Source organism: Euryhalocaulis caribicus (assembly GCF_000412185.1).
Classification (GTDB): domain Bacteria; phylum Pseudomonadota; class Alphaproteobacteria; order Caulobacterales; family Maricaulaceae; genus Euryhalocaulis; species Euryhalocaulis caribicus.
On the sequence record NZ_ASJA01000004.1, the window covers coordinates 192,869 to 208,616 of the forward strand.

Annotated in this window: 13 protein-coding genes; 6 read left to right on the forward strand and 7 right to left on the reverse strand. The window is 63.7% G+C overall.

The window, feature by feature from the left end; all coding sequences use genetic code 11:
* Positions 1 to 63: 63 nt before the first annotated feature.
* The 3 genes from L338_RS05170 to L338_RS05180 all read left to right on the forward strand — a co-directional run bounded on the left by L338_RS05170 (position 64) and on the right by L338_RS05180 (position 3,780).
* Complete coding sequence (locus tag L338_RS05170; RefSeq protein WP_022697305.1) at positions 64 to 1,113, forward strand: hypothetical protein; 1,050 nt, start codon at positions 64 to 66, stop codon at positions 1,111 to 1,113.
* Positions 1,114 to 1,179: 66 nt separating this feature from the next.
* Positions 1,180 to 2,598: an MBOAT family O-acyltransferase gene (locus L338_RS05175; RefSeq protein ID WP_027068287.1), complete on the forward strand. Its 1,419-nt coding sequence runs from the start codon at positions 1,180 to 1,182 to the stop codon at positions 2,596 to 2,598.
* 3 nt (positions 2,599 to 2,601) lie between these two features.
* The gene (locus tag L338_RS05180) at positions 2,602 to 3,780 is read left to right on the forward strand and encodes an alginate O-acetyltransferase AlgX-related protein (protein WP_022697307.1); all 1,179 of its coding nucleotides are present in this window, start codon (positions 2,602 to 2,604) and stop codon (positions 3,778 to 3,780) included.
* Positions 3,781 to 3,806: 26 nt separating this feature from the next.
* Here the strand turns inward: L338_RS05180 and L338_RS05185 are convergent, their stop codons facing one another.
* Entirely contained in the window at positions 3,807 to 4,586 is a 780-nt protein-coding gene (locus tag L338_RS05185; protein ID WP_022697308.1) for a PhoH family protein, read from the reverse strand.
* A gap of 301 nt (positions 4,587 to 4,887) precedes the next feature.
* Between L338_RS05185 and L338_RS05190 the strand changes: the two genes are divergently transcribed.
* A complete protein-coding gene (locus tag L338_RS05190) occupies positions 4,888 to 5,421 on the forward strand; it encodes a gamma carbonic anhydrase family protein (RefSeq protein ID WP_022697309.1) in 534 nt (177 codons plus the stop codon).
* Here the strand turns inward: L338_RS05190 and L338_RS05195 are convergent.
* Together L338_RS05195 and L338_RS05200 are read right to left on the reverse strand one after the other, a co-directional pair.
* Positions 5,418 to 6,044 carry a PilZ domain-containing protein gene (locus tag L338_RS05195; RefSeq protein ID WP_022697310.1) on the reverse strand — a complete coding sequence of 209 codons (627 nt, stop codon included), beginning with the start codon at positions 6,042 to 6,044 and terminating at the stop codon, positions 5,418 to 5,420. The two genes, L338_RS05190 and L338_RS05195, sit on opposite strands and share 4 nt — an antisense overlap.
* A 59-nt stretch (positions 6,045 to 6,103) precedes the next feature.
* The gene (locus L338_RS05200) at positions 6,104 to 6,712 is read right to left on the reverse strand and encodes a PAS domain-containing protein (protein ID WP_022697311.1); all 609 of its coding nucleotides are present in this window, start codon (positions 6,710 to 6,712) and stop codon (positions 6,104 to 6,106) included.
* A gap of 157 nt (positions 6,713 to 6,869) precedes the next feature.
* Here L338_RS05200 and L338_RS05205 point away from each other — a divergent pair, with 157 nt between their 5' ends.
* Positions 6,870 to 7,721, forward strand: a complete 852-nt coding sequence (locus L338_RS05205) for a hypothetical protein (protein ID WP_022697312.1) — start codon at positions 6,870 to 6,872, stop codon at positions 7,719 to 7,721.
* Between the two features lie 59 nt (positions 7,722 to 7,780).
* Here the strand turns inward: L338_RS05205 and L338_RS05210 are convergent, their stop codons facing one another.
* Positions 7,781 to 8,521 (reverse strand): RNA methyltransferase, encoded by a 741-nt coding sequence (locus L338_RS05210; RefSeq protein WP_027068288.1) that lies wholly within the window; start codon positions 8,519 to 8,521, stop codon positions 7,781 to 7,783.
* Positions 8,522 to 8,625: 104 nt separating this feature from the next.
* Between L338_RS05210 and L338_RS05215 the strand changes: the two genes are divergently transcribed.
* Entirely contained in the window at positions 8,626 to 9,846 is a 1,221-nt protein-coding gene (locus tag L338_RS05215) for an NADP-dependent isocitrate dehydrogenase (protein ID WP_022697313.1), read from the forward strand.
* Positions 9,847 to 9,909: 63 nt separating this feature from the next.
* On the opposite strand, the gene L338_RS05220 is transcribed toward L338_RS05215, so the two are convergent.
* From L338_RS05220 to recA, 3 genes are all read right to left on the reverse strand, one after another.
* Positions 9,910 to 11,646: a cation:proton antiporter domain-containing protein gene (locus L338_RS05220; protein ID WP_022697314.1), complete on the reverse strand. Its 1,737-nt coding sequence runs from the start codon at positions 11,644 to 11,646 to the stop codon at positions 9,910 to 9,912.
* Between the two features lie 59 nt (positions 11,647 to 11,705).
* The gene (gene alaS / locus L338_RS05225; protein ID WP_022697315.1) at positions 11,706 to 14,369 is read right to left on the reverse strand and encodes an alanine--tRNA ligase; all 2,664 of its coding nucleotides are present in this window, start codon (positions 14,367 to 14,369) and stop codon (positions 11,706 to 11,708) included.
* A 131-nt stretch (positions 14,370 to 14,500) separates the two neighbouring features.
* Positions 14,501 to 15,583: a recombinase RecA gene (gene recA, locus L338_RS05230; RefSeq protein ID WP_027068289.1), complete on the reverse strand. Its 1,083-nt coding sequence runs from the start codon at positions 15,581 to 15,583 to the stop codon at positions 14,501 to 14,503.
* Positions 15,584 to 15,748: the final 165 nt, after the last annotated feature.

Sequence of the window (15,748 nt, forward strand, 5' to 3'; positions counted from 1 at the left end):
GCGGCGCGGATTTTTTTCGTCCGTTGTTTGCTCGATACGGCCAGTTCAGGACCCGACCGATTCATGTCGCATCTTTATCTTCACATCGGCATGAACAAGACGGGGTCCACCTCGATCCAGCGCACCCTGCAGAGGAATGCCGGCGCGCTCGCCGATGCCGGGTTCCACTATTATGATGACGCGTCCAACCACACCTATCTGATCCAGTATCTTTTCAAGGAAAAGAAGCACCATATCCGGAGCATGAAAGCCCAGGGGGTCAAGGATCCCGTGGAGATCGACCGGAAATTCGAGAAAGACATAGCCCGTTTCGAAGCCTTCCTGGAGAAACATCGGAACGGCAATGTCATCCTTTCCGGCGAAGCGATAAGCCGCCTCGCCGCGTCCGAAGTCCAAGCCTTGAAAGCCTGGTTCAGCAAACGTTTCGACCAGATCGACGTCATCGTCTATCTGCGACCGCCCCGCAGCGCGATCGCCAGCATGGCCCAGCAAAGGATCAAGGGCGGGCAACCTTTTTCGAAAATTTTCGAGATTTTCGGGCGCGTCAATGTCTTGCCTTACCGGGAAGCCATAGAACCCTGGCTGGATTGTTTCGGATCTAAGAATTTGCATGTCCGCACTTTTGCGCGTGACAAGCTAGTTAATGGAGATGTCGTCGAGGACTTTTTCGCGGCCATCGGCCTTAGCGAAGCGACGCGCGAGTCTTTGCGCATCTACCGGCTGAACGAGTCTCTATCCCTCACAGGCGTCAAACTCCTGTCTTCCATGAACGAGGAATTCTGGCGTCACGACCACCGTTTCGGGCTCCATCCTCAACTTTTCAAACCGCTCCAGGACATCGCGGGCCCGAAATTCGGGCTTCCTGATGACTTCATGGACGACCAAGTCGCCAAGCATAAAGAGGATATCGACTGGGTACGCGAGACGCTGGGTCTGGATCTCCAGGCCAGTGACTCCGAGGTGCGCAACGTGACAGAAGAGTCTCTCTACTCCTTCACGCCTGACGAGCTGGTGGAGATCCTCCGCGTCCTGGGCCCGGACTGGCTGTTCGATCCGGTCGGCAAGGAGCGGGCGCCGGACAAGAGCGGAACGAGGCCCCCGGGAAAAGATTGATTGAGCCTGCGATACGCCATGCCATAAGTGGGCCGGGCGTATCGTTTCTCCAGCGCGCGGGGCGGCGTGGTTTTTTCCTCGATCGAATTCCTGTTTTTCTTTCTGCCTGCGGCCATCGCCGCCTATTTTCTGACCCCGCGGCCGGCGCGGAATTATACCCTGCTGGCCGCCAGCCTGCTGTTCTATACGTGGGGCGGCGGCGGTCTCGTCTTTATCCTGCTTGCCTCTATCGGGCTGAATTACTTCTTTGGCCTGCTGGTTGATCGCGGCGCGCACCGGGACCGGCGGTCCCTTCTGGTTGCCGGCGTCATCCTGTCCGTCCTCAGCAATCTGGCGATTCTGGGATGGTTCAAATACGCCAATTTCGCCGTTGACCAGCTCAATGGTTTCGGCGGTCTCGTCGGGCTGGAGCCGCGCCCCTGGACCGAGATCATCCTGCCCATCGGGATTTCTTTCTACACCTTCCAGTCGATGTCCTATGTTCTGGACATTGCCCGAAAGGAAGCGCGCGCCCTTCGCAACCCGCTGGATTTCGCGGTCTATGTGGCGATGTTTCCGCAATTGGTGGCCGGGCCAATCGTCCGATACCACCTTGTCGCGGAAGCGCTGCGTCAGCGCATCACGCGCTGGGACGATTTCGTGGAAGGCGCGCAGCGCTTCGGTCTTGGCCTGTTCAAGAAAGTCGTCATCGCCGACAGCTTGGGGCAGATCGCCCAGGCCGTCTTCGATACGCCCGCGCACGATCTGAGCACTCCGGCCGCCTGGCTGGGCGTGGTTGCCTACACCCTGCAGATCTATTTCGACTTCTCCGCATATTCGGACATGGCGATCGGGCTGGGCCGCATTTTCGGCTTCCGGTTCCCGGAAAATTTCGATCGGCCTTATTCCGCCCTCACCGTCACCAATTTCTGGCGGCGCTGGCACATGACCCTGACCAACTGGTTCCGGGACTATGTCTATATTCCGCTTGGTGGAAACCGCGCGGGGGCCGGACGCACCTATCTGAATCTCTGGATCGTCTTCCTGCTGACCGGCCTCTGGCACGGCGCGGCCTGGACCTTCCTGATATGGGGCGTCTATCACGGGGCCTTGCTGGTGCTTGAGCGTTTGCTCGGCTGGCGCGATGTCGCCCCCTCCCCATGGCGGCGGGCCTTGACGCTGTTCCTTGTGATGATGGGCTGGGTCATTTTCCGGGCAGACGGGTTCGATCAGGCGCTTGGCATGTACCGCACCCTGTTCGCGTTCGAATTCGGGGCCACCGCTTTTGCAGTCTCCGACGCCCTCACCACGAAGAACGTGCTGATACTGGCGCTTGCGGCGCTTGTCTTCTTCCTTCCGCGCAGCTTCAACGGGCGCAGGTTGCTGGAGAGCCGCACCCGATGGGCCGACGCCTGTGCCGGGGCGCTGATGCTCGGGGGCGTTCCACTGGCGCTTCTGTGGGTCATTACAGGCGCGTTTTCCGCTTTCATCTACTTCCAGTTCTAGCCCATGCGCCGCTTCTATCGATCCTTCCTGGTTCTGTTCCTTGTGCTCGCCCTGGCGCTGCTGGGACTGGGCGTATTGTTTCCCGCCGATACGGGCGACCTGAACCGTCGGCCGGTCCCATATCCCGATGTCCGCGCAGACAGGCTTTTCGATGCGGGATTCTACGCGGATCTGGGCGAAGCGCTTGCGGACCGGATCACGGCGCGCGCTTTCTGGCGTTCGCTGGACGCCGCCATTGATTACGAGGTGTTGCGCGATACGCCTTCCGACCGGGTCGTCGTGGGCCGTGAAGACTGGCTCTATTACCAACCCGCTCTGGATATCGAGCGGCGGCCCCTGTCGGATGCGCAGGAAACCCGCTCGGCCATGCTGTCCATCGCCAGCGCCGCGCCCACTGAGATCGATTTCTATTTTGCCTTCGCGCCTAACAAGGCGACCATCTATCCCGAATATTTGCCGCGGCGCTATCGGGCCTCCCGCGCCGGGGGCGACCGGAATATCGACGCGCTTCGCGCGGCGCTTGCCGACGGCCCCGGGTTTGTTGATCTGTGGTCGCCAATGCGGGAAGCCCGGCGCCAGAACGGCCCGGAGCCATTGGTCTATTTCAAAAGGGACACGCACTGGAACGGCTACGGCGCCGCGGTGGCCGCGGAGGCGATCATGGACGCCATCGCCCCCGGCCTTTGGGATTCCAGCGCCATCCAGCCAACGGACGTTCGGACTGACCAGCAGGATCTGGACAGGATTGCCGGCTTGTGGCGGTCGTTCGAGCGAGAGACCCATTCCGCGGTGCGGGAAGGCGTGACTCTGGAGACCACGGACATGGCCGCCGATATGGCCGAACTGGTGCATGTTTGGCGCGCCTCAGGCCAGGCCGGGGCGCCGGTCGTGAACCAGAAACTGGTGGTCATTCACGACAGTTTCGGAACCGCGCTGGAGAGGTTGCTGCCGCCCTATTTCCGCGACACCGCTTTCATCCACATCGATGCGCTGGCGTCACCCGAAGCGCACATGGCGATCCGGGACGCCGATATCGTAGTCATGCTTCTGGTGGAACGGAAAATCTACAGAATGCGCCCGGGTTCTCCCCTGCCCCCGCGGCGCAGGTCACGAGAACTCCAGAGCCTGTTGGAAAGCCTGGACACCGCCGGAGCGCCAAAAAGGAAAACGGGCGGACCATAAATAACGGCCCGCCCGATCCCTTTTCTCTACAAAACGTCCAGCATGCAGGCGACCAGCGGGTGGCGGACGATGTCTTCCTGGCCCAGCCGGATGACGGAGACGTCCTCAAGCGCGCTGAGACGGTCGGCGATATCGCCAAGACCGGACATTTCCGGCAGCAGGTCGCTCTGCTGCGGATCGCCCGTGACCACCATGGTGGAGTGCCAGCCCAGCCGCGTCAGCAGCATCTTCAACTGGCCGAAGGTGCAGTTCTGCGCCTCGTCGATGACCACGAAGGCGTTGTTCAGCGTGCGGCCGCGCATATAGCCGACCGGCGCGATTTCGATCATCCCCTCGCTCATCAGCTGCTTGAGCTTCTTCGGCGACAGGCGGTCGGAGAGCGCGTCGTATAGCGGGCGCAGATACGGGGCCAGCTTGTCTTCCAGCGCGCCGGGCAGATAACCGATGGATTCCCCGGCCTCGACCGCCGGACGGGAGAGGACGATGCGGCCCACCTCCCCTTTTTCCAGCGCTTCCACCGCCTTGGCGACGGCCAGATAGGTCTTGCCGGTGCCTGCGGGCCCCAGCGCCATCACAAGGTTACGGGTCTCGATCGCCTTGATCAGCTCCCCCTGCCCCTCGGACCGGGGTTTTATGTTCTTGGTGTAGCGCTGATCCCTGTTCTTCTCGGCGATCCTGTCGGCCTGATCCGGGTCATAACGGACGTGATCCGGAAACAGCGCGCGAACTTTCGATTCTTCATCCCGATAGTGGTCGGTGTTGAATTCGCCCTGGTTCATGCGCCGTTTTACGGAACGTTTGGCCATCAGGTCATCTCCTATGGTCAGGGTTAAGCGTCGCGCCGGCCAGGCGCGTCGCAGGGATTTGGAAGCAGAGTGAAAGAAGGGCTGGTAAGCGGCGGGGCCGCTTTCCGGGCGGGGTTTGAAGGCCCCATTGACGCAAGCAAGGCGTCAAGATCATGCCCTCGAGCTATCGCCGGCCAAGCCGGCGCGCGGTGGCGACTCGAATTTCCGAATCGCACTGTTAGTGTGAGTTTAACCAATGAAAAAAGTCTGACCGCCAGAGACGTAAAAGTTTCATGCGCGATTAAATGGAGGCGTTGCCGATATGCCGCTTTATGCCCTTGGAGACGATCAGCCGCAGTTGCCCGGGGACGGTTCAGCCTGGGTCGCGCCGGACGCCGCGCTGATCGGGAAGATCATCCTGAAACGCAATGCCAGCGTCTGGTTCAACGCCGTCTTGCGCGGCGATAACGAGCCCATCGTGATTGGCGAGGACTCCAATGTTCAGGACGGGACGGTCATGCACACGGACATGGGTTTCCCGCTGACCATCGGCAAAGGCGTCACCATCGGCCACCAGGCCATGCTGCATGGCTGCACCGTGGGCGATTATTCCCTGATCGGGATCGGGGCGACCCTGCTGAATAATGTGAAGATCGGGAAGAATTGCATTATCGGGGCGCACGCCCTGCTGACCGAGAACAAGGAAATTCCCGATAATTCCCTGGTGGTCGGCGCGCCGGCGAAAGTCATCCGCACGCTGGATGATGAAACCGCGGAAATGCTGAAAGCCTCCGCCGATCATTACGTGGAAAACGCCCGGCGTTTCGGCGCGGAGCTGCGCCGGGTGGACGGCTAGGCCGCCTCCGGGCCAGCGTCGCGGGTCCGGGCCTCCGGCGGGTCCAGCTTGATGGCGAACCCGTCCGGCAGATGCCGGGCCACGACGCCGGAAAGCCGGCCCAGTGAAACTTTCGCATCCACCGGCGGGCGCGTCTCGCTTTGGAACGCCATCCCGGTTGTGGACACGTCAATCAGCTCGGCGAGAATTTCCTGACCGCCCTCCAGCCCGATGCGGGCGCGGCCCCGGCGCGGCAGGCGCGGCGCGCTGCGGTCATCGCCGATTTCCATGCGCTCCCTGTTCAGCCGCCAGGTCAGTTCGTCGGCCAGACGTTCGCGTTTGCGCGGACCGGCGCTGAGCCGCACCGCAAACCCGTCCGGGGTTTCACGCGCCACCACGCCCTCCAGCCGGCCCAGCCCTTCGACATTGACGACGACCCGCGCGCCCTTTTCCAGCAGCCATGCGGCCGTGAAGCGCGCGCCGCCGGGGGAAATATCCTCCAGCGTGGCGGAATGTTCGGTGCCGTCCGGGGCCAGAAAACGCGCTTTCAGCGGGATTTCCACGCGCTGCCAGCGCCGCGCATCGGCGGCGCCGCGCGCGGCCACGCGGGCTTTTCGCTTGTCCAGACGAAGGGCATCAGACATGGGTCTCCTCGCTCCCATGACGGGAGCTTGGAGACTAGCGGCATCGTTTTAAGAACTTTTTAAGCGGGCTGGCTGGTTTCGTTATCCGCCACCAGACGCAGATGCGGGCGGCCGCCATTCTGTTGCGGCATGGGCGGCATATGGGATGCGGCCGGGGCCGGTTTGTGGACCGCCACGCGCGCGCTGGGCGGATACACCGTCATCAGGCGCTGGTTCACAAGGGGACGCCCGCGCAGGCTTTCGGTCGGGGCCAGCGGCTGGAACAGGCCCAGGAAACGGTCCAGGCGCGAGGCCGGCGACATCAGCGGCGCCAGCAGGATTTCCGCCTCCACCTTCATGCCGTCAATGGTTTCCGCCTCGGCCAGCGCGCCGGTCGGGGCCGGGTTCTGGGAGGCCGCGGCCAGCATCGCCTTCATATGGGCGCGGTCGGCGCCATTCCACATGGACAGGAAATTATGATCGCGGAATTCACGCCGGTACAGCTCGCACAGCCCCGTTCCGGCCAGCCGGAAAAGCGCATGATCGCTATCAACCCGCTGTAAAATGAAGAGATGGCTCAGCAGGCTGGAAAGGTCCCCCGGCGACACATCGGTGCGCAATGGCGCAATGCGGCCGCGGCGGATGGTTTCCCAGTAATTGGCGAGCGCGCGTGTATTGGCGTGGCGCATTTTGAAAATCCCGAGTGGCGTAATTTCAGTTGAACCGCTCCACAGCATGCGCCGTGCCAGTCCGCCCAAATCCTTAAAAATAGCGCTCTGTTCGCCTCGGGAGGGAAACCGGCGCCCTCCTTGCTTCCTGTCAGGCGAACCACATGGGAGCTGGGCTATGAGCGTATCATGGCGACACATAATTCTGGCGGGCGCGTCGACCCTGCTGATGGCGGGCGCGGCCGAGGCCGGCTGCACCAAGGGCTGCCCCAAACCGCCGCCCCCGCCGCCGCCCTGCCATTCCTGCGGGCATAATGGCGGGCACAATGTGCGCACGCCGGACATCAAGATCGGCGCGCCGAAGATCAAGATCGGCGGCACCAAGGTGAACGTCAATCACGGCGGCGTTTTCGTGAACCGCACGAACGTCAATGTGAATGTCGAAGCCTCGGCCAGCGCGGCGGCGAACGCCAGCGCAAGCGGCTCCGCCGGCGCTGGCGGTCAGGTGATCGTCGGCGGCGGAGGCGGCTATTTCGCCCCGGCCCCGGCCCCGTCCATGGGCGCGCTGAATATCTGTATCGAGGAAGAAGAGCTGATCGAGAAGACGCGCCTGGTCGAGGCGATGGTCGCGATCCGCGCGGCTTGCATCGATGACCGCGGCGCGCCGCACCCCGCCTCCCAGCTTTGGCCGGAAGAGCATGTGCAGGCAGGGTATGAAGGCGAGCTGTATCGCTGCGCCGCGGGCTCCTACCTGCAGGTCACGGTGGGCGACGAGGGCGGCTATGACGGCGCCTCCACCATTGTCTGCGCGCCGGGCGAGGCGCTGTATCACACCCCGGACGGCCAGCTTTTCTGCCGCCCGCAGACCCCGGAGCGAAATTGTTTCGAGCGTTCGCTGCTTCGCAAATACGGTCCCGGCAGCAAGCTGCTGACGATCCGCCGCGAAGAGACCTATACGGAGACCAAGGCCAAGGCCTGTCCGGTGGATACGGGCGGCTTCCTGCTCTCCGGCGGGGTTGGCGCTTACTAGAGTTTACGGTCCCTGACAGTGACCAACTACAAGGCCCGCAGCGATGCGGGCCTTTTTTCTTACTGCGCGCGGCGGCGCTTTTCGGCCAGCGCCTTGATGGCGCCGCGAAAGGTGTGAATTTCCTGATCGGTCAGCCGCCCCCGCGTCAGGGTGGAGCGCAAATTCAACTTCATTTTCTCCGCCTTCTCCGGCGGGAAAAAGAACCCGGCGTCTTCCAGCTCCGTCTCCAGATGTGACATCAGGCCGGTCAGCGCGGCCTTGTCCGCCGGGACATGATTCATCGCGAAATCTTCGGGCAGCGGATCCCCCGCCTTCCATTCATAGGCGGTGACCGCCACGGCCTGCGCCAGATTCAGGGAGGAGAACTCCGGATCCACGGGCAGGGTCAGGATTGCGTCCGCAACCGCGACTTCCTCGTTCATCAGGCCGGAGGCTTCGGCCCCGAACACCACGCCGGCGCGGCCGCCGGAGGCGATTTCCTCGCGCGCCTGCGCCATCGCCTCGCGCGCGGTCACGACCGGCTTCATCAGGTCGCGGCGGCGCGCGGTGGCCGCGAACACCAGCGTCAGCCCCTCCAGCGCCTCTGTGAACTCCTCCGTCACGCGGGCCGAATCCAGAACATCCGTTGCGCCGGCCGACATCGTCCAGGCCTTTTCGTTCGGCCAGCCGTCGCGCGGCGCGCTGATCCGCATCTCGCTCAGGCCGAAATTGCGCATCACCCGCGCGGCCGCGCCGATATTCTCTCCCATTTGCGGACGGGCCAGCACGATTGCGGGCGCGTTTTCGCGTTTGTTCAGCACGCTGGAGCCTCCATAGCTTTGCGCCGGGCGCGCGCTCTGTTATCTCACGCCCAACTCTTTTCTCGCGGGACATCCCGCGCCCTTAAATCAGACAGGACGGCACGATGGCGAAAATCAAGGTTGAGAACCCGATCGTTGATATCGACGGCGACGAGATGACCCGGATTATCTGGGCGATGATCAAGGAAAAACTGATCACCCCTTATCTGGATATCGACCTGAAATATTACGATCTGTCGATCGAGTCCCGCGACGAGACGGATGACCAGATCACCGTCGACGCCGCCCACGCCATCAAGAAATATGGCGTCGGCGTCAAGTGCGCGACGATCACCCCCGACGAAGCGCGGGTCGAGGAATTCGGCCTGAAGAAAATGTGGGTGTCTCCCAACGGCACGATCCGCAACATCCTGGGCGGCGTCGTGTTCCGCGAACCGATCGTGGTCAAGAACGTGCCGCGCCTTGTTCCGGGCTGGACCGAGCCGTTCGTCATCGGCCGCCACGCCTTTGGCGACCAGTATCGCGCCAAGGATTACGTGGTGCCGGGCAAGGGCAAGTTCACCGTCAAATGGGAAGCCGAAGACGGGTCCGAGACCAAGGAAATCGACGTCTATGATTTCCCCGGCGGCGGCGTGATGATGGGCATGTACAACACCGACGAGTCGATCCGCGACTTTGCCCGCGCCTGCATGAATTTCGGCCTGGACCGCGAAATGCCGGTCTATCTGTCCACCAAGAACACCATCCTCAAGGCCTATGACGGCCGCTTCAAGGACCTGTTCCAGGAAGTGTTCGAGGCGGAGTTCAAGGAGAAATTCGCAGAGGCCGGCGTCACCTATGAACATCGCCTGATCGACGACATGGTCGCTGCGGCGCTGAAATGGAACGGCGGCTTCATCTGGGCCTGTAAGAACTATGACGGCGACGTGCAGTCCGACATGGTGGCGCAGGGCTTTGGCAGCCTCGGCCTGATGAAGTCGGTGCTGATGACGCCGGACGGCGAGACCGTGGAAGCGGAAGCCGCGCACGGCACCGTGACCCGCCACTACCGCGCCCACCAGCGCGGCGAACCGACCTCCACCAACTCCACGGCGTCGATCTTCGCCTGGACCAACGGCCTGCGTTACCGCGCCAAACAGGACAACACGCCGGAAGTCGAGAAATTCGCCGACACGCTGGAAATGACCGTGCTGAAGACGATCGAGTCCGGTCACATGACCAAGGACCTGGCGCTTCTGGTCGGCGACGAGCAGGGCTGGGAAACCACGGAAGGCTATCTCGACAAGATCGCCGACAATCTGGAGAACGCGCTCAGCAAGGCGTAAGCCTGCGGCTGTTCTCTACGGATCAGGAAAGAGCGGGACCGTCCGGTCCCGCTCTTTTTCTATTCAGGAGTCGCCGGAACGCAGGTGAAGCCGGGCCTCGTTCTGTTCCCGCATCGCTTCCAGCCGGTGCTGGACGGCGTCCGGCTCCACGCCCAGCCGCTCCAGCGCCTGCGCGGCGATCTGCAGGCCCGCCTCCATCGCCTCGGGCACGACCTGATCCACCCCGGCGCGCAGCAGGCGGTTTGCGTGCGCGACGTTGCGCGCGCGGGCGACCACCGCGGCCTCGCGGCTGACGTCCCGCGCGGCTTGCGCCATGCGCTCGGCCTTTTCCTCATTGCTGACGCTGATCAGATAGAGTTGGGCCGGACCCGCCCCGATGATTTCCAGCAATTCGCGGCGGGACGCGTCGCCGAAATAGACGGGGCGTCCGAGCTTTCTCTGCACCCGGACCAGATCGGCGTCCTGATCGATGGCGATATAATCCACGCCTTCGGCCTCCAGGACCGCCGCTATGTACTGGCCGACACGCCCGAAGCCGCCGATCACGACCGCCGCCCCCGGCGCGTCCTCCGCGCTGCGGGGCGCGTTCGCGGCGCCGGTTTCGGACGCCGGGCGAAGCTTCAGGATGAGCGGAGCCAGCCGTTGCAGGACGGGCGTAAGGATCATCGACCCGCCGATCACGACCGTCACGAACGCTGCGGCGTCCGGCGGCAGCAACGCCGCGCCCGCCGCCGCGCCGATAATCACGAACCCGAATTCGCCCGCCGGGGCCAGCAAGAGGGCGCTTTCCACCGCCGCCCCGGATCGCGCGCCGGAAAGCCGCGCCCCGGTAAAGGCGGCGGCGAATTTCACCAGGATAAGCGCAACGATACCCGCGCCGATCCAGTGCAGCTGCGGCGCGGCCCACGCCAGGTCCACGCCCATGCCGACCGACACGAAGAACAGGCCGATCAGCAGTCCCTTGAACGGCTCCAGATCAATTTCGACGTGAAAGCGGTATTCGGTTTCGCCCACCAGTATCCCGGCCAGGAACGCCCCCAGAGCCAGCGACAGACCCGCCGCCTCCGTCGCCAGGGCGGCCAACAGCGCGATGGCGAAGGTCAGCGCCAGCATGAATTCCCGCCGCCCCGCCTGCGCCGGCACGCGCAGCAGGGGCCGCAAGACAAACCGCCCGGCGACGACGATCACGCCGATCACGATAGCGGCCGCGATCAAGGCCTGCCCGAGCGACCATGCGATATTGGTTTCAGGCCGCGCCATTGCGGCGACGGCGATGAGGATCGGCGCGACCAGAAGGTCCTGAAACAGCAGGATGGACAGGCTGGCCTGCCCGGTTTCGCTGCCCGCCCGCCTTTGTTCAGCGAGGATCTGCATGACGACTGCGGTGGATGACAGGCACAGGGCCAGCGCGATGGAGATGGCCGCAACGGTGGGCAGGAACAGCGACAGCGCTAGGGCCACGATCAGGGCTGAAAGCGCCGTCTGGAATCCGCCCGCGCCCAGAACCATGCGGCGCATCGCCCAGAGTTTTTCGAAAGAAAGCTCAAGCCCAAGCAGAAAGAGCAGGAAAATCACGCCGATTTCGGCCAGCGGCTCAACGGCTTCGGGATCGCTGATCGTGAAATATGAAAGCCAGGGCGCGGCTTCGACAAAGCGGCCGGCGCCGAAGGGACCGATGATCAGTCCCGCGATCAGGAAGCCCAGAACAGCGCTGACGCGAAAACGTGCGAATAGCGGGACGATCACGCCGGCGGCCACCAGGAACACGATCGCGTCCTTCAGCCAGTGTGCGTGATCCATGTCCCTCCCTTTCGCCGCACTATGCCGCGCCGGGCAATTTCCGGCGCGGCGGAGGCGCGCTAGGCCGCCTCTTTCTCCTTCAGGGCCCCGCGCACCGCGTCCAGCGCGGCTTCAGCCTTGGCGCCGTCCGGCCCGCCGGCCTGCGCCATGTCGGGACGGCCGCCGCCGCCCTTGCCGCCGACCGCCTCGGCCGCGACCTTCACCAGATCAACGGCGCTGAAGCGGTCCGTGAGGTCTTTGGTGACGCCCACGGCCACCGCCGCCTTGCCTTCATTGACGCCGATCAGCACAGCAATCCCGGATCCCAACTGCGACTTGGCCTCATCCACCATGCCGCGCAGATCCTTGCCGCCCACGCCCTCGGCCACGCGCGCGATCAGCTTCACGCCGGCCACGTCTTCGGGGCCCGGCGCGGCCGATCCGCCGCCGCCCAGCGCCAGTTGCTTCTTCGCTTCGGAGAGCTGGCGCTCCAGCTTTTTCTTCTCGTCGGACAGCGCGGTCACGCGATCGGGCAGGTCCGCCGGAGCGATCTTCAGCGCATCGGCGCTGCGCCGCAGCAGGCGCGCCTGTTCCAGCATATATTGCCGCGCCGCCTCGCCGGTGAACGCCTCGATCCGGCGCACGCCCGCGGCGACCGCGCCTTCGGAGACGATTTTGAACAGCTGGATGTCGCCGGTGCGGGCGACATGCGTGCCGCCGCACAGCTCCACCGAATAGGGCGCATCCGCAGCGTCCAGATTGCGGCCCATGGTCAGGACGCGCACCCGGTCGCCGTATTTCTCGCCGAACAGGGCCAGCGCGCCGGCCTCGATGGCCGCATCCGGCTCCATTTCCGCGGTTTCGGACGCATCATTCTGGCGAATGACCTGATTTACCTGCGCCTCGATCCGGTCGATTTCCTCATCGGCCAGAGCGCGCGGGTGCGAGAAGTCGAACCGCAGCCGGTCGGGGCCGACATAGGAGCCCTTCTGCGTCACATGCGGGCCCAGCACGTCGCGCAACGCGGCGTGCACCAGATGGGTCGCGGAGTGGTTCGCGACGGTGCGATTGCGGCGGTCCTGATCGACGACAAGGCGCGCGGCGTCGCCCTCGCCGACCTCGCCTTCCACGATCCTGACCAGATGGACGTGCAGGTCTTCCGCGCGCTTGATCGTGTCATAGACTTCAGCGCGGGCGCCATTATCGAACAGGATTTCACCCGCATCGCCGATCTGGCCGCCGGACTCGCCATAGAAGGGGGTGCGGTCGAACACCAGCGAGGCCTCGTCGCCCGCCGCCGCGTTCTTCACCCGCTCTCCGCCGGCGACAATCGCTTTCAGCGCGCCGGTATCGTCACAGCTCCCGTAGCCGAGGAACTCGGTCGCGCCCGCTTCCTCGCGCACGCCGTACCAGACGGCCTCGGGCGCGGCGTCGCCGGAGCCGGACCAGCTCTGCCGGGCCGTTTCCTTCTGCTTTTCCATCGCCGTCTCAAAGCCCTGCGTATCGACCTCGCGGCCCAGCGGACGCAGCGCGTCCTGCGTCAGGTCGAGCGGGAAACCGTAGGTGTCATAGAGCTTGAAGGCGGTTTCGCCGGGCAGCTTTTCACCCTCGGGCAGCTCGTCCAGCGCATCCTCGAGAATCGACATGCCGCGGCCCAGCGTGCGCTGGAAGCGTTCTTCCTCACTGCGCAGCGTTTCCTCGATCAGCGGCTGCGCGCGCTCCAGCTGGGAGAACGCCTCGCCCATCTCATCGACCAGATTCTGCGTCAGCTTCCATAGCACCGGCTCCTTCGCGCCCAGATGATGGGCGTGACGCATGGCGCGGCGCATGATCCGGCGCAGCACATAGCCCCGGCCTTCATTGGACGGGGTAACGCCGTCCGCGATCAGGAAACTGGTCGAGCGCATATGGTCGGCGATGACGCGGTGGCTCGCCTGTCGCTCGCCTTCGGCCTTCACGCCGAACAGGTCCTCGGACGCGCCGATAAGGTGGCGGAACAGGTCCACATCGTAATTGTCGTGGACGCCCTGCAGCACCGCGGCCATGCGCTCCAGCCCCATGCCGGTGTCGATGGAGGGCTTGGGCAATTCGATGCGCTTGTCCGGACCCTGTTGCTCGTACTGCATGAAGACGAGGTTCCAGATCTCGATGAAGCGGTCGCCGTCCTCTTCCGGCGTGCCCGGCGGGCCGCCCGGAATATCGGGGCCGTGATCGTAAAAGATTTCCGAGCAAGGGCCGCACGGGCCGGTATCGCCCATCATCCAGAAATTGTCGGAAGTCGAAATCGGGATAATCCGGGACTCAGGAATGCCCGCGATCTTCTTCCACAGCGCCGCCGCTTCATCGTCCTCGGAAAAGACGGTGACGGTCAGCTTGTCCTTTTCCAGGCCGAATTCCTTGTGAACCAGCGTCCAGGCCAGCTCGATCGCTTCTTCCTTGAAATAATCGCCGAAGGAGAAATTGCCCATCATCTCGAAGAAGGTGTGGTGCCGGGCGGTATAGCCGACATTGTCGAGATCATTGTGCTTGCCGCCGGCGCGCACGCATTTCTGCGTGGAGGTCGCGCGCGGATGCGGCGGCTTCTCGGCGCCGGTGAAGTAATTCTTGAACGGCACCATGCCGGCGTTCGTGAACAGCAGGGTCGGGTCGTCGGCCGGCACCAGAGGCGCGGACGGAACGATGCGGTGATCCCGGTCACCGAAGAAGTCGAGAAAACCCGACCGGATATCCTTGAGCGGCGTCACGAAAGACTCTCCAATGATTTACGCTTTCCCCTTGGAGATAAAGGCCCTCCGCCCATAAGAAAAGGGCGCTCCGCTGATCGACCTGCGGAGCGCCCTCTCTAATCGCCGGGACGCATGGAAGGGGCGGAGCGTCAGCCGGCCTCGGCCGCCTCATCGTCGCTCTCCGGGGGAAGGAGCATGTCGTCGACGATAAGACCAGCGTTCTTGCGGACCGCCGCATCGATCTGCGCGGCGATGTCCGGATTATCCAGAAGGAACTGACGGGCGTTCTCCCGGCCCTGTCCGATGCGCTCGGACCCGTAGGAATACCAGGAGCCGGATTTCTCCACGACCTCGGCCTTGACGCCCAGATCGATCAGCTCGCCCATCTTGGAGATGCCCTCGCCGTACAGGATGTCGAATTCGACCTCCCGGAAGGGCGGAGCCACCTTGTTCTTGACCACCTTCACCTTGGTCTGGTTGCCGATCACCTCGTCGCGGTTCTTGATCGCGCCGATGCGGCGGATATCCAGACGCACGCTGCAATAGAATTTCAGCGCGTTGCCGCCGGTCGTGGTTTCGGGCGAGCCGAACATCACGCCGATCTTGTGGCGGATCTGGTTGATGAAGATGACGGTCGTCCTGGATTTGGAGATGGAGGCCGTCAGCTTGCGCAGCGCCTGACTCATCAGCCGCGCCTGCAGGCCCGGCAGGGAGTCGCCCATCTCGCCTTCCAGCTCGGCGCGCGGCACCAGGGCGGCCACCGAGTCGATGACCAGCACGTCCAGCGCGCCCGAGCGCACCAGCGTATCGGTGATTTCCAGCGCCTGCTCGCCCGCATCCGGCTGGGCGACCAGAAGCTCGTTCACGTCCACGCCCAGCTTCGCGGCATAGACCGGGTCCAGCGCGTGCTCAGCGTCAACGAAGGCGGCGACGCCGCCGTCTTTCTGAGCCTCGGCTACGCAGTGCAGGGCCAGCGTCGTCTTGCCCGAGGATTCAGGGCCGTAAATCTCGATAATGCGTCCGCGCGGCAGACCGCCGACGCCTAGCGCGATATCCAGCCCGATAGAGCCGGTCGAGATCGCCTCGATATCCAGCGATTCCCGCTGGCCGAGCTTCATCATCGAGCCCTTGCCGAATTGCCGGTCGATCTGACTGAGAGCGGATTCGAGCGCCCGCTCCTTGTCGCTGTTCTGTTTCTTTTCGCTCACGACTTTTAATGCTGGTTGCGCCATTGGTTCCGCCCCTTAGATCACAGCCCCCGAGTCGGGGCAATCAATCTCCATGGCCGTAGTCGTACCTGTTTTGTTCTTAGAACGCAAGGGGAACATTTTACCATGACGCAAAGCCCTGATTTTCGTGGCGTTGCGGGGCGGGTGCGCTAAAATCGGCGGGTCTCG

Coding starts and splice junctions, on each gene's coding strand:
- L338_RS05170 (WP_022697305.1), top strand. CDS start 64: ATGTCGCATCTTTATCTTCACATCGGCATGAACAAGACGGGGTCCACC.
- L338_RS05180 (WP_022697307.1), top strand. CDS start 2,602: ATGCGCCGCTTCTATCGATCCTTCCTGGTTCTGTTCCTTGTGCTCGCC.
- L338_RS05185 (WP_022697308.1), bottom strand. CDS start 4,586: ATGGCCAAACGTTCCGTAAAACGGCGCATGAACCAGGGCGAATTCAAC.
- L338_RS05190 (WP_022697309.1), top strand. CDS start 4,888: ATGCCGCTTTATGCCCTTGGAGACGATCAGCCGCAGTTGCCCGGGGAC.
- L338_RS05195 (WP_022697310.1), bottom strand. CDS start 6,044: ATGTCTGATGCCCTTCGTCTGGACAAGCGAAAAGCCCGCGTGGCCGCG.
- L338_RS05200 (WP_022697311.1), bottom strand. CDS start 6,712: ATGCGCCACGCCAATACACGCGCGCTCGCCAATTACTGGGAAACCATC.
- L338_RS05205 (WP_022697312.1), top strand. CDS start 6,870: ATGAGCGTATCATGGCGACACATAATTCTGGCGGGCGCGTCGACCCTG.
- L338_RS05215 (WP_022697313.1), top strand. CDS start 8,626: ATGGCGAAAATCAAGGTTGAGAACCCGATCGTTGATATCGACGGCGAC.
- L338_RS05220 (WP_022697314.1), bottom strand. CDS start 11,646: ATGGATCACGCACACTGGCTGAAGGACGCGATCGTGTTCCTGGTGGCC.
- recA (WP_027068289.1), bottom strand. CDS start 15,583: ATGGCGCAACCAGCATTAAAAGTCGTGAGCGAAAAGAAACAGAACAGC.